Annotated in this window: 13 protein-coding genes and 3 pseudogenes; 10 read left to right on the plus strand and 6 right to left on the minus strand. The window is 43.1% G+C overall.

Features of this window, described 5'->3' with window-relative positions; genetic code table 11:
- Positions 1–98 precede the first annotated feature (98 nt).
- From R7Q09_RS23255 to R7Q09_RS23280, 6 genes are all read left to right on the plus strand, one after another.
- Positions 99–830 carry a DsbA family protein gene (locus tag R7Q09_RS23255; protein WP_042763253.1) on the plus strand — a complete coding sequence of 244 codons (732 nt, stop codon included), beginning with the start codon at positions 99–101 and terminating at the stop codon, positions 828–830.
- A 763-nt stretch (positions 831–1,593) separates the two neighbouring features.
- A complete protein-coding gene (locus R7Q09_RS23260) occupies positions 1,594–1,995 on the plus strand; it encodes a hypothetical protein (RefSeq protein ID WP_065646610.1) in 402 nt (133 codons plus the stop codon).
- A gap of 487 nt (positions 1,996–2,482) precedes the next feature.
- Positions 2,483–3,196 (plus strand): SDR family NAD(P)-dependent oxidoreductase, encoded by a 714-nt coding sequence (locus R7Q09_RS23265; protein ID WP_276455704.1) that lies wholly within the window; start codon positions 2,483–2,485, stop codon positions 3,194–3,196.
- Between the two features lie 111 nt (positions 3,197–3,307).
- Entirely contained in the window at positions 3,308–3,769 is a 462-nt protein-coding gene (locus R7Q09_RS23270) for a GNAT family N-acetyltransferase (RefSeq protein WP_052175262.1), read from the plus strand.
- A 12-nt stretch (positions 3,770–3,781) separates the two neighbouring features.
- Positions 3,782–4,867, plus strand: coding sequence for an AI-2E family transporter (locus R7Q09_RS23275; protein ID WP_042763257.1), 1,086 nt, complete (start codon positions 3,782–3,784; stop codon positions 4,865–4,867).
- A gap of 202 nt (positions 4,868–5,069) precedes the next feature.
- Positions 5,070–5,294 (plus strand): hypothetical protein, encoded by a 225-nt coding sequence (locus R7Q09_RS23280; RefSeq protein WP_042763258.1) that lies wholly within the window; start codon positions 5,070–5,072, stop codon positions 5,292–5,294.
- 298 nt (positions 5,295–5,592) lie between these two features.
- Here the strand turns inward: R7Q09_RS23280 and R7Q09_RS23285 are convergent, their stop codons facing one another.
- The 4 genes from R7Q09_RS23285 to R7Q09_RS23300 all read right to left on the minus strand — a co-directional run bounded on the left by R7Q09_RS23285 (position 5,593) and on the right by R7Q09_RS23300 (position 12,158).
- A complete protein-coding gene (locus tag R7Q09_RS23285; RefSeq protein ID WP_318071278.1) occupies positions 5,593–6,600 on the minus strand; it encodes a substrate-binding domain-containing protein in 1,008 nt (335 codons plus the stop codon).
- 188 nt (positions 6,601–6,788) lie between these two features.
- Positions 6,789–9,881 carry a beta-galactosidase gene (locus R7Q09_RS23290; protein WP_318071277.1) on the minus strand — a complete coding sequence of 1,031 codons (3,093 nt, stop codon included), beginning with the start codon at positions 9,879–9,881 and terminating at the stop codon, positions 6,789–6,791.
- A 90-nt stretch (positions 9,882–9,971) separates the two neighbouring features.
- Entirely contained in the window at positions 9,972–10,847 is an 876-nt protein-coding gene (locus R7Q09_RS23295) for a MalM family protein (protein ID WP_273977951.1), read from the minus strand.
- 69 nt (positions 10,848–10,916) lie between these two features.
- A complete protein-coding gene (locus tag R7Q09_RS23300) occupies positions 10,917–12,158 on the minus strand; it encodes a carbohydrate porin (protein ID WP_318071276.1) in 1,242 nt (413 codons plus the stop codon).
- A gap of 838 nt (positions 12,159–12,996) precedes the next feature.
- On the opposite strand from R7Q09_RS23300, the gene R7Q09_RS23305 reads away from it, so the two are divergent.
- Positions 12,997–15,114, plus strand: coding sequence for an alpha-galactosidase (locus R7Q09_RS23305; protein WP_318071275.1), 2,118 nt, complete (start codon positions 12,997–12,999; stop codon positions 15,112–15,114).
- A gap of 462 nt (positions 15,115–15,576) precedes the next feature.
- A pseudogene (gene melB / locus R7Q09_RS23310) lies at positions 15,577–16,865 on the plus strand (melibiose:sodium transporter MelB).
- Positions 16,866–17,265: 400 nt separating this feature from the next.
- On the opposite strand, the pseudogene R7Q09_RS23315 reads toward melB, so the two are convergent.
- A pseudogene (locus R7Q09_RS23315) lies at positions 17,266–17,592 on the minus strand (transposase); the annotation flags it as partial.
- Between the two features lie 437 nt (positions 17,593–18,029).
- Between R7Q09_RS23315 and R7Q09_RS23320 the strand changes: the two are divergent.
- The gene (locus tag R7Q09_RS23320; protein WP_052175263.1) at positions 18,030–19,508 is read left to right on the plus strand and encodes a lytic polysaccharide monooxygenase; all 1,479 of its coding nucleotides are present in this window, start codon (positions 18,030–18,032) and stop codon (positions 19,506–19,508) included.
- Between the two features lie 107 nt (positions 19,509–19,615).
- Positions 19,616–20,191, plus strand: a complete 576-nt coding sequence (locus tag R7Q09_RS23325) for a cytochrome b (protein WP_318071273.1) — start codon at positions 19,616–19,618, stop codon at positions 20,189–20,191.
- A gap of 838 nt (positions 20,192–21,029) precedes the next feature.
- On the opposite strand, the pseudogene R7Q09_RS23330 reads toward R7Q09_RS23325, so the two are convergent.
- Positions 21,030–21,940 (minus strand): annotated as a pseudogene (locus tag R7Q09_RS23330) (reverse transcriptase domain-containing protein); the annotation flags it as partial.
- Positions 21,941–22,658 lie beyond the last annotated feature (718 nt).

The following is a 22,658-nucleotide window of genomic DNA, read 5'->3' on the forward strand; positions in this document are numbered from 1 at the left end:
GGTATGCCTATTCGAAGCTAATGGCGATAGAGTGTAGGCAAGATCGACTCTTCACCTGATTTGATCAACACCGCCCTCAACAATTGAATGAGAAAAATATGAAGTTTAATAAACTAGTTACTGTTTTTGTATCTGCATCTCTCGTGTCACCTTTGGCCTTTGCAACTACAGTTAAAAATGAAAAGATCTATGATATCGTTGAAATACTCAATGAAAACCCATCTATCGTAGATGAGCTACATAAAAGCTTGGAGATGTATGTTCAGTTCCGAGATCAGTTCGATACTACCTTAATCACTGAGCATGATTATATGTACAACAATCCAAAACATTCGTCGTTTGGTGCTAATAAGCCTAAGCTGACAATTATAAACTTTACAGACTATAGTTGTCCGTTTTGTAAACAGTTAGATCCTGTTTTAGAGCAGATCGTGGAAAAGTATCCTGAAGAGGTCAAAGTAGTAAATATATACGTACCGCTAAAGGAAGAAGCGAGCGGTAACACTTCGGCAGGATTTGCATTGAATGTCTGGAATGATCATCCTGATAAGTATCAAGATGTTCATGATCTTTTGGTTAAAAAGCCTGGAGTGCATAATGAGCGCTCAGTTGAGATGATTGCTGAGAAATTCGGATTAGAAGAGTATCTTGATGTATCTCCGCAGCATAAAGACATGCTTGCTAAGAACTACCAGCTATTTAATCAACTCGGTATACGAGGTACTCCTGGACTGCTATTAAATGGGGAAATCATTCCTGGTTACCTTCCTTTTGAAAAACTTGAACCTGTTGTTTTAGATAAAATAAAGGCAGCAGAGACTAAGCAGTAACGATCATTATAAAAGTCTAAAAGAATACTTGTGTTCAGGTTTTTAATGACCGAGGTCTCTTACCAACTAGAGTTCAGGTAAACCTCTTAGACTATAGATTTAACTATGACAATAACGACGAGAAGTGTTTTAGGTCCGGGATTAGAACTTGAGGCAACAAAAGTCGCTTTGTGTACAGTGTTCGAGTAGAGCGCTGGTCTAAGGGGCTCTCAATACGAGCAAAGTTATAGATGGGTGCATAACCATTGCTCGGTATCGTTAGTAATTTTTTGGATTTAGCTCGAGTCTATTAAAAATTACTAAGAGAAGGAAAATTAATTCACCGTTACCGCTCAAGATTTAAACTAGCGGATAGTAACTTATTCACCAAACGTTACAGTATGTATGAGCTATGGAAATCATCTACACAGTCTATGCTACATAGCGAATGATGTGAGCATATGGTTAAATCTTGTGGATATACCAAGTCAAACAAAGCTCACCTAAGAACCGTTTTTTATCTTGAGGTATCCCAAAAAGTTTAGCCTAAAAATGATAAACGATATTATATCGTAATAAATTTAATAAAAACTCAATATGACATTGTTAGATTATCTTTAGATAACTAGAAAAATACACAAGAAAATGCAAAAACGAATCTACGTTGTATAAAGGGAAAACGGAACTTCTAGTAGTAGCTCAGAAAGAATAGGAGTTTATAGTATTGTAAAGCAACACGGAAATTTTTCGTGTTTGTAAAATCAAAAGTAGTCTCGGAGGGGATATGGAAATTAATACTACGATGAAATGCATGCTAGCTTGTGTTTTTTTCTCAACACAAGTGCTAGCCATGGATATTACCGCTAACGAAAGTAAACAGGTACAAAAGTATATAGGGGATGCAGAAATTTTCTTTAACCCCGGAGAGAAATTTGAAATAGAAGCAGATTCAATTACTGAGGAAAAAGGTAGGGTCGTATACTCAGGAAATGTATCTGTCAAAGCTCTACGTGAAATCGCTGCTAATCAAGACTCAGATAGTAAAAGTGATGGTAAGTACCTGAAAACCATTACAGTAGATAGTGCGTATATGTTAGCTAAGTCAGAGCGTGTAACGTTGTACAGATTAGAAAGCGGCGGTACTTTGTTAAAGTCAGATGAGTATACAGTAACCACAGGTAAATGATATAAATATTATCAGTATACTGATACTGCTCTTAAAGACCACTGTTCAGTGGTCTTTTTTATACGCAAGAAAATGCCATCATATTAATAACCGGAGCGTTATCTTCTCCATATAGACCTTATTGATGATTTTTTAAGAATAATCCTATACTTTTCGAACAAAACTTAAGTTAATTTTAATGTACCTACTGTCAATAACTATGCGATAACTATGTTGCACCTTGAGAAAGATATTTGTCTTAAATGGCTCTTTTACCAGCCTGTCATATAAAAGACGATATTATATACACTTTTCTCACCGATACATGGATGTATCGATTTTCTTAACTAAAGAAGACTCTGTTGATGAAAGGATTTGAACATTTTTCTCCGTAGATTCCTCTCTGTTCTGGTTAATACACTCTTTAATTTCAATAAGATACGATACATTGCATTGACGCATGTAGGAATGAAAACATTAGACAATGTAGCAAAATTTAAGGTGTTAGATGACTAAATACGCACTAATTACAGGAGGCAGTCGAGGTATAGGGCGGAGTATCGCTGAATACTTTGTTTGTCAAGGCTACTCTCTCATTCTTGTCTCACGTGATATAAAAAGTCTTAAGAACGCAAAGAGTCGTATTGAGTCTAAATACGAAAACAGCCATGTCTCAACTTTTCCGGTTGATTTTAGTCGACCAGATGAAGTTGAATCGGCATTTAAATCCATACTTTCACGATATCAACACATTGATGTAATGGTAAATAGTGCAGGTATCTTAATTGGTGGAAGCACTGGCTTATCTATTGATGACTTATCTAAGCTGATCAATACCAACTTATTTTCTAACTTTATTGTATGCAATATTATAGCTGAGCATATGAAGAAAAACGGCTCCGGAGAGATTTATACATTAGGCTCCATCGCTGGTTTAGAGCCTGTGCCTAAGATTGCAGCATATTCTGCAACTAAAGCTGCAGTTGTAAGTTATAGCCAGAGTTTGTACTACGATCTCATGCCTTTCAATATCAAAGTATGTTGTTTGTGTCCAAGTGTGGTAGATACAGATATGACTAATGATGGACGAATCGATAACAATTTGAAAATTGATCCTGATGATTTACATAAAGCAATTAGTTTTTTTCGATGCCTATCACCAGGTGCGAGTATACCTATTTTCCCTATACGTTGTGCAATTATTGACTCCGAGAGGGTTTAGCTTTCATTCACACTTGCATTTAGGTTGCTAGCAAAGCGTAGATTCGACTTTATTGGAGATAATATAGAAATTAGTATCAGCGTAAACACGAATACTTCAGAGGATATCGATATGTCTCAATCAGAATCAAGTAATACTATGTTAGCTAACATTGTGGTCCAACACGCGGAAACACCAACACAATTGGCGAATTGTTTCTCAGTAATCTCCAGATTACGTCCAGCACTCAAAGACGAAGATGAGTGGGTTAGACGCGCTCTCTTTATGAGACAACATGATTATCATGTCCTCGTTGCTTGGCATAATGATAAGGCACTTGCGGTTGCTGGGTACCATTTTATGGAGAACCTTATTCATGGGAACTTTATCTATGTAGATGACCTTGTTACGGCAGAAGGACAGAGAAGTAGAGGACTCGGCTCTACTTTACTTACAGAGTTAACGAATATAGGTAAGCGCCATCAATGTGATCGCCTAGTTTTAGATACTCTTGCAACAAACACACAAGCCCGTCGATTCTATCAGCGAGAAGGCCTGAACGATGCAATTGTTGGTTTCTATAAAACTTTATAAGAGGGTTGAAGCGTGACGGAGCAAGTGAAATTTACATCAAGTCATAAGATATTAATCATAGCGTTAATAGTGGCGGCGATCGCTTGTTACTTTTTGCTAGCTCCTTATATAAACTCAATTGTTATGGCTTTTGTTACATCGATATTGTTGCTGCCGATACATAATCGATTAGAGTCAAAATTCCCCAACCATAGTAATACTATTGCGTTATTATCTTGTATACTCCTTACTTTTATTATTGTGTTACCTCTACTGTTGGTGTTTGGAGCGATTGTTCAGCAAGGCTCGTTATTCTCACAAAATCTATACTCCTGGGTTACTGGCAATGGAATACAGGATACTTTGCAACATCCGATAGTTAGTAATGGCTTGAGAATTTTAAATGACTATCTTCCTTTTGATGCAATAGAGCCAAATCAGATAGTGGAGAAAGTAGCTCAGTTAGCTACGTCCCTGGGTTCGAGTTTAGTTGGAGCCAGTGCACAAATTTTGGGCGAAGCTACTAATTTCCTAATTAGCTTTTTTCTAATGCTGTTTGTTTTATTTTTTTTCCTTCGTGATCGAGAAAAGCTCATCAACGCTCTTCGACATATATTACCTCTATCACGTAGCCAAGAGGACAGAATACTGAACGAGATAGAACAGGTATCTAAGTCAGCAGTATTAGGTTCATTTCTTACTGCAATCGCGCAAGGTGCTGCGGGCGGTCTAGGTATGTGGATGGCAGGGTTTTCAGGGTTATTCTGGGGAACTATGATGGGGTTTGCGTCATTTATTCCTGTTGTAGGTACGGCTTTGATTTGGGTTCCTGCAACCATCTACCTGATTATAGTAGACGAGACTTTTTGGGCAGTCTTTCTTGCTATATGGAGTGTTGCTTTTGTTGGGTCAATAGACAACTTTCTTAGACCCATGCTGATGCAAGGAAGCTCCGGTATGAGTACATTGCTTGTTTTCTTTTCATTGCTTGGTGGTATTCATTTGTTTGGTTTAATTGGATTGATTTATGGGCCTTTGATATTTGCCATTACAATTGTGCTCTTTAATATCTACGAAACTGAATTTAAGGACTTTCTTGATGCTCAAGATCAAAGTTAGGTTATCGGGGTAAAAATACGTATTGTGGTAATAAATAGTGGTAAAACTATAGCATAATGTATACTCCAGCTTCTTAAGTTCCAGTTTGCTAAATACTCGGAAGAGAAAACCTTATAATGATGAACAGGATGCTCTCAATAAAGCTGAATGTGAGTCATTAAAGGTTACGCTGTCACTAAGGCGGCAAACACAGGACGTTGTTATGGAACAGCACTGCTCAAAAACTTATCACGTTAGTTCATCGCACTTGATTTTGATGAACACGTTAAACACTGCTGTTAGCATGTTCTCTATTTATGAAGACCATATTGAGAGCGCTTGGAGCCCACGTCTACAGTACTTCTGTCTGAATGTACATGCAGTTACGCCTCAGAACAGTCGCTTGCTAACTTGGATGTTTGAGCTCGTGATCGTGAAAATTCCGTAAGTTCCTTATTTTCGAAAAGCGAACTCATCTCGTACACGCTACTCACAATAGTTATAGCTTTCCTGTGTTGTTCGACTCGAATTAGTAATACTTCGGAATCTGTAAACCACCGCCTTTCAAGAAGCGAAACCAAACACCTCTGCTGTAGCTGTAGCATCGCTACTAAAAAGATAGTCATAAACTGGTATTCTGTTTTGCGGCTGAAGTGCTGGAAAACAGTAAACTAACAACTACTCACAGAGCGAATTGTTTCAAGCGTGCATTTACTTGAATTAAGCTTACTATATGATCATGAAGGTTAGGGAACCACGTTACACACAGATGAACGTTTAACTAAAATCGGGATAAAGAGTTTACGTTCTGTATGCGCTGTTTCTTTAGAGTTTACTAGCTGCAGGGAGAGCTTTACTGCTTCGTTTGCCATCACTTGGATAGGGTAGCGAATGGTTGTTAGGCGAGGATAGATGTAACGTGCGATATGAGCATCATCGAAACCTATTATCGACATGTCATCCGGGATACGGACACCATTCTCCTGAAGTAAAGTCATACAGCCTGCTGCCATATAGTCGTTATAAGTTGCGACAGCGGTAATTGGTGTGTTTTTTGCCACCAAATTTAACATGGCCTGCTCACCGCCAGTTTCATCAGGCTCTCCGTACTCGATGTATTCTTCACGAATCTCAATGTCGTTATCTCGAAGCGCATCAAGATAGCCTTCGCGCCGGTCTCGGGCATCTTCAATATCATGACTTGAGCAGATATAGCCGATGTGTTTGTGACCATTCCGGAGTAAATGTTCGGTGGCAATATAAGAGCCTTTATGGTTATCTAGTGCAATGCAGCGTGAAGCAATGTTTGGCACAATACGGTTGATCAGCACCATACCCGGAATTTCATTGGCGAGCGTGGTTAACTCGTCATCCGTCATGCCTTTACTGTGCACGACTAACGATTCACAACGGCTGTTGATCAGCAGGTTGATGGCATTGCGCTCTTTGACCGCATCGTGATAACCGCTGCCGATCAGAAGCTGTTTTTCTTGCTCGCTCGCAATTGTGTCGATGGCTTTCACCATAGTACCGAAAAAGGGCGCAGAAACGTCATTCACCAATACCCCGATCGCGTTGGACGATTTACTAACCAGTGCACGCGCATTCGCATTGGGGCGGTATCCGAGTTTCGTCATTGCCTCTTTGACAGCAACAATCGCGGATTCACTAGTATGAGGTGCGTTGTTAATCACTCGTGATGCGGTTGCGATGGATACGCCAGCTTCTTTTGCGACGTCTTTGATGGTAGCCATAGGGAACTCAGAATCTTGATTTTTACCTATTTAACTATGAAGGCATTGAGAACTCAATGAGTGAAGTTAGAATAGTAGCCGTGTTTCAAGTTTTTAACGTACACTGAGCCTTATTTAAACAAAATCCCCAAGTCGAAACTTGGGGATCAAGCTAAGCTTACGTGTATTGAGCTCTATTTACTAATCGATTATAAAGCAGGTTTGAACGTCACTTTGTAAGAGTATTGATTGTCCGTTAACTGGAATTCCTTGTGCACACTTGGGCTCCAAGAGTCATCGCCGCCTACGCCCATGTGTTTATGGTCTAGGCGTACGTAAATCTTCTCTTCCGCGACCAAATCACTGGTGTGTTTCGCTGCTGCTAAGTGATGCTGAGCGTACTGACTCACACAGAACTGGAAGTCACCCGAGATTTCTAACTCATTAACCTTCAACCATTGCGTACCACAACGCAGACCGCTATCGGTTGGGAAAATGTATGGCGTGTGCATTTGCTCAAGTGTTTGTGTGTACAGGCCGAAGCGTGCCGCTGCCAAACGGTCTGGGTAGTTTTCAAATGGACCTAAACCTTGCCATGTGATCGGCGCGTTTTGCTCGTTCAATGGCAGTTCAAGTTCCAAACCGATGCGTGGCATTGGTGGTAAATCATCAGCCAGCTTCACGTCGACAGCCAATGCCATCTCACCGTTATTGCTCAGGGTGTGCGTCCAAGTCGTGATCGCCTGTACTTCACCATTAAAGTGGTAAGCGAACGTCGAAGTCACTTCCACCGCATGTGCCAGAGTTTCACTGTGGCAAGCGACACACTGGCGCTCCCACTGGCCGATACCCGCCATATCCCAACGACACATCCAAGCGTTTGGATCGACGTTGTCGATTTCGCTCACACCGATGTCGTTATCTAATGGTGCACGGAAGAAGTTGTCTTGTGGTGCCGCAAGCATTTGTGCTTCGCCATCGACACGCCAGTCGGTCATCAAGCCAGTTTGGCTATCCCAACGCCATTGATGTTTTTCATCCACACTGGACACCAAAATGGCATCGTCTTGTTGCGTTAGCATTGGTGCTGGTTGCGTTTCCAATGTTGGTAGAGCAAGGCCTGCTGTATTGCGTAGTGACATTTGCTCAGAAGCAACGACGTGTTCTGCGTCTGCCCAAGGCGTTGTAGCAATCAGAGTAATGTCGGTATTTAAGTGGTATTGCGCTTCCGCTTTTGGCGTGAAGTTAAGGGCAACCTCAATGCTTGCTTGGCTGTCGGTTTCTACATGAAGTGTGAGCGAACCCGTTTGGATAACTTTGCCATCTTCCAACAGAGACCAGTTCAATTGCTCATTATCGGTCGCACGGAACAAGTGCTCGTTAGTCACCAACAGTGTGCAAGCTTCTTTGGTTTGCTCTTGCAGTGACACAGTAATCATGCGTTGGCAGTATTTTGCTTCTTCCAACGTTGGATGAACCGTGCGATCTGGGAAGATCAAACCGTTGATGCAGAACTGACGGTCATTGATTTCATCACCAAAGTCGCCGCCGTAAGCCCAGAAATGTTGGCCGTTTTCATCCCATTGGCTCAAACCTTGATCGACCCAATCCCAAATAAAGCCGCCTTGTAGGCGAGGGAAATCGCGGAACGCATCCCAGTAGTCATTAAAGCTACCCAGACTGTTGCCCATCGCGTGTGCGTATTCACACAAAATCAAAGGACGAGTTTCATTTGGTAACGACACCCATTTCTTGATTGCCCATTTCGGCACGGCTTCGTCTTCGATGTCAGTATTCACACGCGCATACATTGGTGCAATGATGTCGGTTGCCGTGGTGTTTGAACCGCCGCCTTCGTACTGCACTGGGCGAGAAGGGTCGTAGTTTTTAGACCAAGCGTACATGGCATTGTGGTTGCTGCCGTGACCTGATTCGTTACCTAAAGACCAAATGATGATCGAAGGGTGGTTTTTATCGCGCATCACCATTTGGGTGTAGCGGCTCATATAAGCGTGCGCCCATTGTGGATCGCTCGATAGGCGGTTCATTGGCTGCATGCCATGAGTTTCGATGTTCGCCTCATCGCACACGTATAAGCCGTATTGGTCACACAGTTCGTACCAACGAGGATGGTTCGGGTAGTGCGCTGTACGTACCGCATTGAAGTTATGTTGCTTCATCAAGCGGATGTCACGGATCATGTCTTCTTCTGTCATCACATGACCAAGCTCTGGGTGATGTTCGTGGCGGTTCACGCCGCGGATCAACAAAGGCTTACCGTTTAGTTTCAATTGGCTATCGGCGATTTCGACTTTACGGAAACCCACAGGGTACGCTTCGCTTTCTAAGTGCGTACCATTTTCATCCAATAGTGAGACGACTAAGCGGTAAAGGTTCGGTGTTTCCGCCGTCCATTTCTTTGGCTCGCGTACGTGCAATGTTTGGAATACCAAGTCATCCCACGTACCACGTTCGTCAATGCGACGGTTGTGCGGACGGTCGATGCGTGGCTCTGTCACGGCTTGTTCGCCATCAAACAGCTGCACTTGAATTTGGTAGGTGTCAGGCGCAGAAATCGAAGTCACAACCGACAGTGAACCATCGCGGTAACACGCGTCTAAATCTGGTGTGATGAACACATCTTCAATGCAGTATTGTGGTTTAGACAGCAAAGTCACGTCGCGGAAGATACCACTTAGCCACCACATATCTTGGTCTTCTAGGTAGCTGCCATCACTCCAACGAATCACCATGACGGCAAGGCTGTTGTCACCCGCAACAAGGTAAGGCGTTAGGTCGAATTCAGAAGGCAGGCGGCTATCTTGACTGTAGCCAACCCAAGTGCCGTTACACCAAAGGTGGAAAGCCGAGTTCACGCCATCAAAGATAATGCGCTGCGTATTGGCTAAGTCTTCCGCTGAAAGTGACAGGGTAGTGCGGTAGCAACCCGTTGGGTTATCACTCGGTACAAACGGCGGGTTTACCTCAAATGGGTATTTCACGTTGGCGTAGATAGGCTTGTCGTAACCTTGCATTTGCCAGTTTGAAGGGACAGTAATATCATCCCAGTCTTTGTCATTGAATTGTGACTCGATGAACTCGCCGTCAACTTGCTCTGGCGCATCAAACAGTTTGAATTTCCATTGTCCGTTTAGCGACTGACGCTGGGATTGAATACCGTCGCGGGCATGGTCGATATCGCGGAAACTGGAAAGAGGGCTGTGAGCCTTAAGGCAGTGAATGTTCACTGATTGCGGGTTTTCCCAGTCGCGTCTTTGGAGAATTTCTGAAAATGCCTTCATGGTTTTCCTACTTAACTTTTTGTTTCTAATCTTGTTTCGCAACGGAGTTTGAGCTCGTAGCGAGAGTGTCTTTGGTCTTGTTGTGAAGCGTTATTTCGCTAATTGCTTCACGAGATAATCTTTTGCTTGAGTAAAGCCTTGCTCAGCTGCTTGGTTGGCAATCGCCGCAGCTTGTTTTACGTCGTTGTCTTTGAGCGCTGCATCGATTTGAGATTGGTACAACGTCCATTCATCTTGTGCTTCAGGCGATGCGGCAGGAGTTAACTCTGCTTTTGCGGTGTCGTTGGTTTGTGTGCGCAATTCCGCCAAAAGCGTTAATACCGCGTTGTTGTCGGAGGCACTCGCAGTAACATCAATAACGCCAAAAGGTTGGAACTGCGCAGTGAGGGGAAGCTGTTTACTGCCAATGACGTTTTGCGTTTCTGCATAAACTTCTTCCGGGTGCTTGCGAGTCAATTCGGTGCCAAGCAGTGTCGAATCTGAAGCGATGACCACGTATTTCGCGCCATTAAGTTGTGGGTTCACCGTGATCACTTGTTCAACACGTTCTAAGCCGCGCATGCCTGTTGTGCGGTAGTTAAAGTCTTTTGCTGAGTAATTAGATAGAAGCTGCCACTTCGCGTCATAAATAAGAACGTTCGCAGCAAATAACGCATTGTTATCAATATAAGAGCGAACAAGCAGCGCGAATGGCGCGTCAGAAGTAATTTGATAGCTCATCACTGGGAGTGGTTTGGATGAAGCTGAATCGGAAGAAAGTAAAACCGCACCGCTCATGCTTGGCAGATTTGCATCCATAACCACCTGCTGGTGGAAAGGAATCGATAGGGCAGTCAGAGGCAAAGCATCTAACGTTGAGCAACATTGTGGTTGGCTCAAATCAGTATTGAAGGTTTGCTCTGGTAATCCACTGCACGCGCCAAGAGACAGAGCCATGAATAGAGTTGCTATCGGTTTTAGTTTCATCTGTGTTGTCCTTTGTGGGGGGAGCGTATTACTCACCCCGTTGGGTTCATAAATAGTAGCGGGTTTGGATTACCACCATGTTTCGACGTTAAAGCCGAAGGTGATTTCGTCGACGTTTTGTCCACCAGTACTGCGAGCATGGCCGTAGACTTCGCCGCCACGGTTCCACTCATCGGTTTTCTCTGAGTAGGTCGCGAACAAGCGCAGTGATGGACGAGTCCAAACGCCTTTGCCTGCTTGGAACATTTGCGCCACCGTCACTTTGTACATGTCGTTGGTGCCAGCGCCGTTTTGTGCTTCTACTGATTCGTAGCCAACTTCAAGTGCAGTTGCCATGTATTCTGTCCAGCTGTATTGAGGGCGAGCGCCCACGCTGAACCATTTCTCACCTTCGTTGTTATCCAGGTTTTTGTCTTGGTAAGCGATGGAGTACATCACTTGGAAATCTTCATTCACGTTAAGATCGCCAGAGTTGAAAATACGCCAGCTGTAACCATCGTGCTCAACGCCGGTGTTGTATTTACGGTTTGAGCCGCCTTCAGCACTCATCAAACCGCCCGCGAGCGCATCCGTACCGTATTGGAAAGCAAATGTGTTTGAACCATAGTTCCAAGCTTGACGGTAAAGTGCAGAAAGCATGGCGCCAGAAGTGGTGATGTCACTTTCGTCATAACTAGAGTTTTGCGTGAACACGTAGTTCAAACCGACCGTAAGATCTGCACTGTCGCTCAGTTCAATGCCGCTTAAACGTACGTCAATGTTGTGTAAGTTGCGTCCATCTACGCTAGAGTTTGGCGCCATCCATGCGATGTGGCCTTTAGCAAAACCCAGATCCCAGTTTTCAATACCGATACCTGTGCTCGATGTGTCCCAGTATTTAATGTCGATCATGTGCACTTCATGACGGCGGTAAAAACGTTCGCCCGCCCAGACTGTCGCATCCGCTTGACCTTCAAACAGGCCATGACCCGATGACCACATTTGGATCAAGCTAACATCACCCCAGCTTTCGCCGCTACCAAGGTAAAGTGTGGTATCAAAGTACGCATCGCCTTGTTGCCAAACGTCGGCTTTGAGGCCCGCTTCCCACCAGTTCAGTTCGTTACCCAAACGGTAGTTGCCGTAACCTTGACCAGCACGAATCACATCGCTGCGTTCGCCTTTGCCACCATTGTGTTCATCGTTATCGGTGTAAATGTTGCCCCACTTGGCGTAGCCAAAGTAAGTAATGTTCTCCACTGCAGCCATACCAGCAAGCGGTGCTAGGGCGAGGGTTAACCCAAGCGCTCTTACAAGCGTCTTTTGTTTCATGAAGTGTCTCCATTCTATTTTTATGGATTTATTTTTTATTGGTTTGAGTCCTAACTCGCTGTGCAGTGTAAATAAACTTTGGAAACGTTTTCATGATGAGGTTGGCATTTTTGTCGTAATGAGGGGGTTAGTACTATTTTGTGTGATTGCGATCTCTTAAATTGAGGTTTTAAGCGCAGTTTTAGATTGATTTATAACCGTGTGGGTTGGAATCGTTTACTTTAGTTGGGTAGTGTTTGGGTTGGGGTATTAGGATTGATGTTATTTAAGGCGCTGATTTAAAATAGCTTTTTTCTAAGAAAAGGCAGTTGTTAGAAAGAAGAGGAAAGAGAGCCCAACTGAAATCAACTGGGCATGTGAGACAAGGAAGCATATACAACAAGGGGTCGCGGGCGCACTGCACACGAGCATTTGCTGTATCGTCAAACTGGGGTTTTGAGTTAGGACCCAAGAGAGACACTTCATAAAGAATCTCGAAACCTCAAGAATACGGATGTCGGTTAATCACTTCAAGAGGTGAGGAGTTCAACTGAGCGGTCTGTAACCTTATTTATGATTTGGTTGTTGCGAGGTAATGAATTAAACCGTGAAAATTGCTTTATAAATCAGCTGAGTATTTGAATTTGCGCGCAGCGCTTTAAAGAACTCAGTAACCAAATAAGCAGAGGGTTTTGGAGCAGTTCGTGGCGTTATATAAGTAGAAATTAGGCTTGGCGGGTGATTACACAAGTTTTCAAAATTAAATTGTAAACGTTTCCATGATTTTGGTGTGGCTCACAGATTCTTTTGTTTTTTTCATTATGATGCAGCGTAATTTCCAGTTTCAAGGTAAGACAAGATGACGGACAAAACACTGATTGATCTAACCGGTCAGCAAACTCAATTGATTGTAGAGTTGGGCGAATATGCAGAGATTCTGCATTGGGGACAAAAAGTGAGTGGTGACCTTAGTGGTTTCCGCATGGCTTTACATCGTCCCGTGCCATACGGTCGTTTGGACAGCGACGTATCCATGACTCTACACCCAGAGCTTGGTCGTGGCGTTTTCAGCAGCCCTGGTGTGGAAGGGCACCGCGGTGGTCAAGATTGGGCTCCAGTGTTTGTCATCTCCCATATTGAACAACAGCAAGGCACTATTGTGATTGAGAGCGAAGATGCAATCGCAGGTCTTCGTTTACAAACCGAGCTTAAGCTTGATAGCAGCGATGTGGTGAAAACGCGTCATACGCTCACCAACAAAAAAGCGGGCGTTTATCATGTGAACCGTCTCGCTAATACGTTGCCTTTGCCAGCGCGTGCGAGTGAGTTGATGACTTACTACGGCCGCTGGGTTCATGAGTTCCAAACGGTGCGCCAGCCATTGCTACAAGGAGGCTACCAACAAGAAAACCGTCGTGGACGCACTTCTCATGAGCACTATCCTGCGCTTGTTGCCGGTACGACTCACTTTGATGAAATGAATGGTGATGTGTGGGGCTTCCATTTCGCATGGAGTGGCAACCACAGATTGCGCGTAGATGTGAAAGCCGATGGCCGCCGTTACATGCAGGCTGAAGTCATTTATCTGCCTGGTGAAGTGGCTCTAAAAGAAGGTGAGAGCATTACGACGCCTTGGTTGTACGCGAGCCACAGTAATTGTGGTTTGAATGGCATGAGTCATCACTTCCACTCTCATGTACGTGAAACGATTTTGCCGAGTGATTTCACGGACAAACCTCGCCCGATCCACCTCAACACGTGGGAAGGCATCTACTTCGACCACGATCCAGAATACATCATGGCGATGGCAACTCAGTCGGCAGAGATGGGTGTAGAACGCTTTATCATTGATGATGGTTGGTTTAAAGGGCGCAACGGTGACAAAGCAGGGCTAGGGGATTGGTTTCTGTGTGAAGCTAAGTACCCAAATGGCCTACACCCGATTGTGGAACACGTAAACAAATTGGGCATGGAATTTGGCTTGTGGTTTGAGCCAGAGATGATCAACAAAGATTCCGAATTGTTCCGTGCGCATCCTGATTGGTTATTGGCTGTAAACGGTTACGATCAGCCAACCGGTCGCAACCAATATGTTATTAACCTACAAAACGATGATGCGTTTAACTTCTTGTTTGAGCGATTGGATCACTTCCTCTCGACTTACAACATCGCTTACATCAAATGGGATATGAACCGTGAAGTGGTTCAGCCAGCGCACTTAGGTCAGGCTGCGGCGCACAATCAAACCCAACGTTACTACCAGTTAGTTGATAAAGTTCGTGAAAAGCACCCGAAAGTGGAGATTGAATCTTGCGCGGCAGGTGGTGGTCGTATTGATTTTGAGGTTCTGAAACGCACGCATCGATTCTGGGCTTCAGACAATAACGACGCACTTGAGCGTCAAACCATTCAACGCGGTATGAGCTACTTCTTCCCGCCAGAAGTGATGGGCAGCCATATTGGTGCTAGCCACTGTCATAGCACGCGCCGTCGTCACAGTATCGAATTCCGCGGGCTTACAGCACTGTTCGGTCACATGGGGATTGAGCTTGACCCAGTGAAAGAAGAACAAGCTGAAAAAGAAGGTTTTGAACGCTACATCAAGCTGCACAAGATGCTGCGCCCATTGCTACACAGCGGCAGAACTTGGCGAATCCCAACGGACGATAAAGCACATCAAATTCATGCGGTTGTCTCAAACGATCAATCGGAAGCGGTGGTGATGATCGCTCAGCTCGCGATGCCAACGAACTCTTTAAGTGGGCATTTGCGTGTACCGGGCTTGGATCCACAAGCGACATATCGAGTGACGTTATTGGATAAACCGTCTAACTACGATGACATCGTGAATTACCAACCGCCTTGGACTGAATCCGGTTGTGAGCTATCTGGCGCATGGTGTGAAGAGGTTGGCTTGACCATGCCAATCCTTGATCCAGAAAGTGCCATGTTGGTGAAGTTCGAACATATTCACTAAGCCATTCCTATTTAGAACCATGCCCATTTAGATGATTTCATCGTTTCTCATGGGTTTTCTATCGCCGTACAGACATTAGGTTTGTACGGCTTCTGCGTTGGTTTTAATTGGCCGTTCTGAAATCGTTCTCATGCTTAATGAGCACAAATTGTTGATAAAATAGCGCAAATAGCACGATCTCCTCGCATTGATAGGTCTAAATATTGTTCGATGTCTCATTTTGAAAACTTGCTTGTAAACGTTTCCATAAAGCGGTTTTTGATCACAGTAAGGCATTCAGTGTGTGAGTAGCATTAGCATCGAAATATAAATAAAAGACGTCGACGTTATGAATTCTAGTTAGGGGAATGAATAGTAGTACGACACTAAGGAACTATTATGTCTGATAAAATTACGCTACAAACCAAGCTGTCCTACGGTCTTGGCGCACTCGGTAAAGACTTTGCCTGTGCACCTATCTACATCTTCTTAATGTTCTACTTCACTGACGTAGCTGGCTTGTCTGCTGCTTTCGTTGGTACCATCTTCTTAGCCGCTCGTATTATTGATGCGATTACTGACCCAATGATGGGGGTGATCGTGGACAATACGCGCTCAAAATTCGGTAAATTCCGCCCTTGGATTGTGATTGGTACGTTATTAAACGCAGTAGTACTGGTTGGCCTTTTCAGTACTCACATGTTTGAAGGCACTACGCTTTACATCTACGCAGCAGCGGCATACATCCTTTGGGGTCTAACGTACACCATTATGGATATCCCATACTGGTCGATGATTCCTGCGCTATCAAGCTCTCGCCAGGAACGTGAAAAGCTGGTGGTATGGCCACGTTTGTTCGCGAGTCTTGCATGGTTCATTACTGGTACTTACGGTCTGCACATAGTGGGCGAGCTAGGTAGCGGCAACCAAGGCGACGGTTTCTTCAATGTTGCGATGCTTATTGCGGTTTTGTTTGTGATGAGCGCATTTTTGATTGCTCGTAACGTAAAAGAGAAAGCTGCACCAGCTAACGCAAAACCAGCAGAGAAATTCAGCTTCAAAGATGTTTTGACTATCATCGGTAAAAACGATCAGCTTAAAGCGCTAATCGGCAGGTTCTGTCTTTCCAAATTGCAAACCTATTGGTTGGTGGCTTTGCGATTTACTATTTTTCTTACGCACTAGGTAACGCGGAGCTATTCCCGGTTTATATGGCGGTTGCAGGTGCAGCTGAAGTGGCAGGTGTATTCTTGTTCCCTCGTATCGCCTCACTACTACCACGTAAGCTTCTATGGCCTATCGCTTGTGGCTTCCCAATTCTATCTTGTGTACTTCTACTACTGATGGGCTTCATCGCTCCAGCTAACGCGCTAATGATTGGTATGGCGGGTGCGGCAATTAAATTTGGTGTGGGTATTGCGAACGCGCTGCAAACTGTAATGCTGGCTGACGTTGTGGACTACGGCGAGCACAAAACAGGTCGTCGTAGCGAGAGCGTTATCTTCTCAGTACAAACTATGCTTGTGAAATTCGCAGGTGCAGCAGGTGGTTTCATCGTGGGTATCGGTCTGTCTGTTGTGGGTTACGTACCAAACATAGAGCAATCAGCAAGTACCATTATGGGACTCGAATTTATGATGATTGGCCTACCTGCAATCATGATGACCATCAGTGGCGTGATTTACCAACGTTACTACCATCTACACGAAGGCTTCAATAAAGAAGAGACTGAGCAAGGAGCTTCAATAAAGAGTGTAACTGCGGAAGTTTAAACTTGATGAGTGTGTTGGTTCTGCATTACTTACCTTAAAGATAACAGTAGAATTTTATTGTACAGGTCTGCTTTACAGACCTGTATCTACCTTTAGGTCGGTTTTAGCGAAATCTTTTAGCCGGCTTTTTAAACAAGAGCAATATTAAGTGATAGGTTTATGACTATGAAAATAAGCCATGAGGCAAACGAAAGATAGAGTATACCCCCAGTTTCCTTGTTTGATTTTTGAAGATATATTGGTAAGTTTGTTTACCGATTTAACAATTGCGTCTATCTGGATAAACTGGACATTATATTTTCTTACAATTAATTTTCCGCTTGAAAACGTTTTTACTCAGTAATTGGGCATGTTTGATAGTGGACAATTGTTATATCAATTATATTGCGACGTTTCTGCTTAAGTTGGAGAGCTCGTCGGCATCGATTACGTTAGATAAGCCCAGCTTTGCCGCGACTACTTTGTGGCTACTGGTATTAATAGCGATATGCTGCTTACGTTATACTCTGCGCTTCCCATCAGTATCATATTTCTTGACCTTCCATTCACCTTTGCCATAAACCTTGCAACGCTCTTAATGATATAGATGAAGTGCGTTACACCACCTTTGCTGTGGTGATGAGTAAGTCTTTGATGTTGCAAGGGATTCTAGGTTTACCTTGTTTGCTTTTCTTCCATTCGGCGATCGCATCCTCATCAATCCAAAGGTCAGAGAACCACGGTTAATTAAGGTTTGAGGGTACTACTTCCAGTTAGTTTTTTTGTAACCAGGTATAGACATGAGGCTACGATGATTAACGGATGTAGCTGATCAGATCGTAAGAAACTTTTTGATTTAGTTTCATCGATTTAAGAAACAAAGGCGATTAGGAAAGATTATTTGCGTTTCAAGAATAGTAGAATAAACTAGGAATATAAAATTCCAACTGGTTGGTCCACTATTATAAAACTTTGGTGTTCATTTTATTTAAATGGGATTATTCTTAAATTCTTATGTTTAATGTATTTTGTTTTTTTATTTTACATTATTTTATGATAGTTTTTGTAAACGTTTGATTGATATTTAATCGAATGGAAGTTTGATTATAAAATAGTTCTTCCACAGTGTTTTATTTTTCTAATATACTATTGGTGTGATTTTCAACAACACAATATAGAGAGATAATGGTGAATAAGGTAAATAACCTTTTAAAAGTTTCAATGGGTTTAGCAATGCTAACGACCGTTCCAACTACAGTATTTGCACATGGTTGGTCGGAGTTCCCTAGTGCTAGGCAAAATATATGTGAAGAACAAGGTGGAATATGGTCTGGAACCCCGCCCAATGCTGCATGTGCACAAGCTAAGGAAATGTCTGGTACTTATCCATTCGTTCAAAAAAACGAATATTCAATTAATATAACGGACTTTAACAATATAGAAGCTGTGAAAGAAGCAATTCCAGACGGGACTCTTTGTTATGCGAACGATCCTCAAAAGGCTGGAATGGGAGCACCTCATTCTGGTTGGGAAAGGACCGAAGTTAAGGCAGGAACATTTGAGTATGTATTTAATGCAACCGCCCCTCACAACCCTTCTTTTTGGCAATTCTACCTAACCAAGCCTGGGGCAGATTTAGGGAAGGCACTAGCTTGGAATGATCTAGAGTTAATCGAAACTAAAGGTAACGTACCTATTGGGTCAGACAGCAAGTATCGTATGGATGTGACCATTCCATCAGATCGTTCAGGTGATGCAATCTTATTCGTACGCTGGCAACGCGATGATGCTGCAGGAGAAGGCTTCTATAACTGTTCAGATATCACTATTGCTAATGATGAAGTGCCTACTGAACCGTCACCTGAACCAGCTCCAGATCTAGAACGAGGAGATCTGTTCATTCCTATTGACTTTATCTCTCCAGAAGTAGGGGATATAGTTAATTATGACATCATTGATAAGTATGGTTCTGTAGCTCGCTCTTTCCAGATTGAAGTGAATCAATCTAACATTGAAGATTGGGACAGACTTCTTGCTTCAGAGATAAACGGTTGGCATGCAGAATATAAGGATGGCGCTGTATTCATTGGTGATTGGCATGAAGAAATGAATCACTACATGTACTTCAAGGATGAGCCTGCCCGCAACTTTTTCAACTCGAAGGACGCACGAGCGTCTGGAAAACTTTCAATATCAGATGAAGAAGACAACGCTCCACCACTGACTGGTGATATTTACGAGCTTGTAAGCAGTGATAAGGTAGTGAATGCTGGTGAACATGTCATTTTAAAAATGAGCGAAGATGCCAACTTAACGCAGACGCAAGGCACACCTGTAAACATCGTAAGAGATGGTTCAGAGCTATTTGTAGTAGACACGACTGCGGTTACACAAACAGAAACCTTATCGTTTGTTGCAAATTCGGTAAATAGTGACAGTACAGCAACGTTTACGTTTGAGGTTCACGCAAATGAAGAACCAACGCCTCCAGCGCCAGGGGAGCCGGAAGGAGACGAATGGAGCCATACCGCTATTTATTTAGGTGATGAAATCGTTACTTATGCTGGTTCAAAATGGCAAGCGCAATGGTGGATCCAAGGTGGAGACAACCCAAAAATGTCATATGAAGAGGATCAATGGGGAGTTTGGCGCCCTGTTAACTGATATTTGAGTATTACGTTTAGGCATCTACTGAGAGTTTGTAGAAGCGATTAAACATCAGTAAATGTCTTTAGTTTAGACTCAAGTAGGGTTTGCGGTAATCATATTTTATGGCTACCGCAATTTTTAGCACCTTCAAACAACATTTTAAATCTAAAACTCATATGTTACCAAACTTTGATCTTATTACGCGCACGTTTCACTGGATTATCGCGGCAGTTACTCTTTATGCACTGATTGCTGGCTATGTAATGCTAATGGTTATGGATAGCTATCCAAACTTATTTAGCTTCTTGTCAATTTTAAATATGTCGTTGGCTACATTGATATTTCCATTATTTGTTCTTCGTTGGGTGTGGAAATACTTCCGACCTGATGTTGAAAGTGATAGCGGAAGCGCAAAATATCATGGGTTAGTTAAAATTGCTCATAGTACGCTCTATGTTCTAATGTTTATCGTGTTTGTTAGTGGCTTTTTAATGCTAAAGCACCATTATGACTTCTTTTGGTTGATAGAGATCCCTAACTTAATCTCAGACGAGAATATAAATAATTTTTTCTTTTTGATTCATCGGTATGCATGCATTATGCTTTCTTTATTTGTTTTGATGCACGTTGTGGCAGCCCTAGCTCATCATTTCGTTGTAAAAGATAAAGTGCTTTTGAGAATGTTAGGAAAAGCATAAGATATTGTAAGAAAAAATAGCGGAAAATATCTTGTCATAAATTATAGTTATTACTCTAAAATAAGAGGTAGATATTACTTGTAATAATTTAAGATGATAACGCCGAATTTATTTTCAATATTGCTACTAACCGAACGAGCGGTTATTTACAAAGCTAATTAAGTAAGAGGACTTAAGTAGGTGTGATTTTAAATCTTTATTTTACTAATTAACCTTATGATCTTGTGGAGGAGTGGATTAATGTTCAAAATACATAGTTGTACTCCAGCCATGCTGACTTATAGGATATAGAAAAAAGGGCATTGCGGTATAACCTGCATTAATGTCGTTCTCGCTTGGATTACTATTAGAAAGTTTAACCGCATGCCTGAGAACACTACTGTTTCAAGAAATATTCAACAAGTCCTACCAATAGAAATAATACGCTGAGGTCCATTAGATAACTTTGTAAACTGGGGGGCATATTGCTAAACTGCACGAAATATCTGACAATGGCGTTAATTTAATTGCTGATTGGCAACATTTCCCCAGCATCTAAGATGAACTATAAACATCACAATACTTCTTCCGCATACAGTCTATATGCTGTCTTCTCTTAGTTTTATGTTCACTTAGGCGATAGAGCTATCGCCGAATTAACTTGAACAAATCATTTACATGGAAGAAGTTCTTGAAAGTGCTGCTATGACTTTGGGTAATAAAGGAAACATTGAATAATTGGACAAACACTGAGCGTGAACCGTCAGTAAGCAAGATTCTCAAGTCACGTTGCCAGTCCGTAGCAACGCGAGGGGAAACTTTTCCCGCTCGTGCAATATTGCTTGGGAGCCAATCCACACCAACCCCTGAGTTTCGGATTTATCAATTTGATTAAATCGTTAACGGAGATAGTTGCGTGCTTTTTGATGGGTTCGCGCAAGTTACTCAAGAACAGTAGTGTGTTGGATTTGCTCGGTTTAATGAGCAATTTCCCGTTGTACTTCCTATGATTAAAACCTAGGAAATCAGAAATCAACGGTTTGATATCGTTCTCCAGCACTTCCTTTTAAGCACAAGTGACGACGAAATCGTCGGCGTATCCAATAAGTTGGTTCTTGCACTCTTTTTGAGTGCGGTAGACTTTATGTGTTGCTCAAGCCCTGCAAGAGTCATTAGCATCAAGTTTGGGGATATGACCCCCACCTTGTGGTGTTCCCTCGTCAGTGCGATAGAACAACCCTTTGTCCAAAAAACCAGACTTTAGTCATTGTTCCCACATTCGTTTATCTATGGCAATGTTGTTCATAAGCCATTGATGCGCGATTTTGTCGAAACAGGCTTTGATGTCTCCCTCAAGAACCCATTGAGATGTTTTCTTTAATGCCAGACACTTGAAGCTCTGCGCGACAGCATCAGCAGTGCTTCGGTTTGGTCTGAATCCATAGCTGCTAGGATCGGCAAGTGTTTCTGATACTGGCTCTAGTGCAAGAAGATGAAGCGCTTGCTGCGCTTTATCGACTATGCACAGGATACCCAGTGGTCTGAGTTTGCCGTTTTTTTGGGGATGTAGATACGCTTGAGCGGTTTAGCTTGATAAGCGCTTCTGCTCAATTGATTGACTGCTTTCATGCGGCGCGCGTCCGTGTTCTAGATGACGCCGTCTATTCTAGGCGTTTTACTGCCTTTGTTTTGTGATACCCGCTTAACAGCAAGAAGTTTTGCCGAACGCGAGTGGGTCAGTATCCACTGCAACGCTTTCGTTTTGCCGTGTTCCGTATGTCGCGCAATGTCAGGGTAGATGCCTACTATGGAGCGGAGAGCTTAACGATCACGAAAGAGCATGGGGCAATCTCTTTCCAACTCTCGCGCCTTTTGGCTACAGCTGGCTACAGCGTGTTAACCACTTCCGCTGTTTGCAAGGATAAGGTCCCTTACACAGATTCACATATGTTCATCATACTGACTACCTAGCACTCACCCGATTTGTGGTTATCAGGAGGGGCGTTCTCACACGATTTCAACGCTGAACGGTATCACCCCCGTTCTTTGTTACATTGTCAGAGCCGCTACTTTATTCAGGCTCCTAGGTCCATCTGGTGATACAGAAGGTCGGTGAACAGCGCTTCATATAACTTCACGTCGCACTTCCCTTTTCTACTTAGTGCAATTACTCAGCAATGATTTACGCTGCTGAGTTTTCCATACGTGAGTTATGGCAGGCACTGCGTATGAAAGTTGCACGTACGGTTCATAGAGAGGCGGCACTTCGTCTACTCAACTAAAATTTTGCTTGTGCCGACTGAAGCGGGGAAAACTACTCCTCATAAGAGGATTAATACGCTTACGAAAAAATTAGGGGCCACTTCTGTATTGTTCTCCAGGCCAGGTTCCTGTCTCTCCATAGTACTCAGGAGATTACTTCAACAAAACACACTGCCACTGTCTTCTATTTCCCACCTATCCAAAAAGCTCGCGTTTATCACAAAAC

The sequence above is a fragment of the Vibrio sp. 2130-1 genome, from assembly GCF_033339515.1.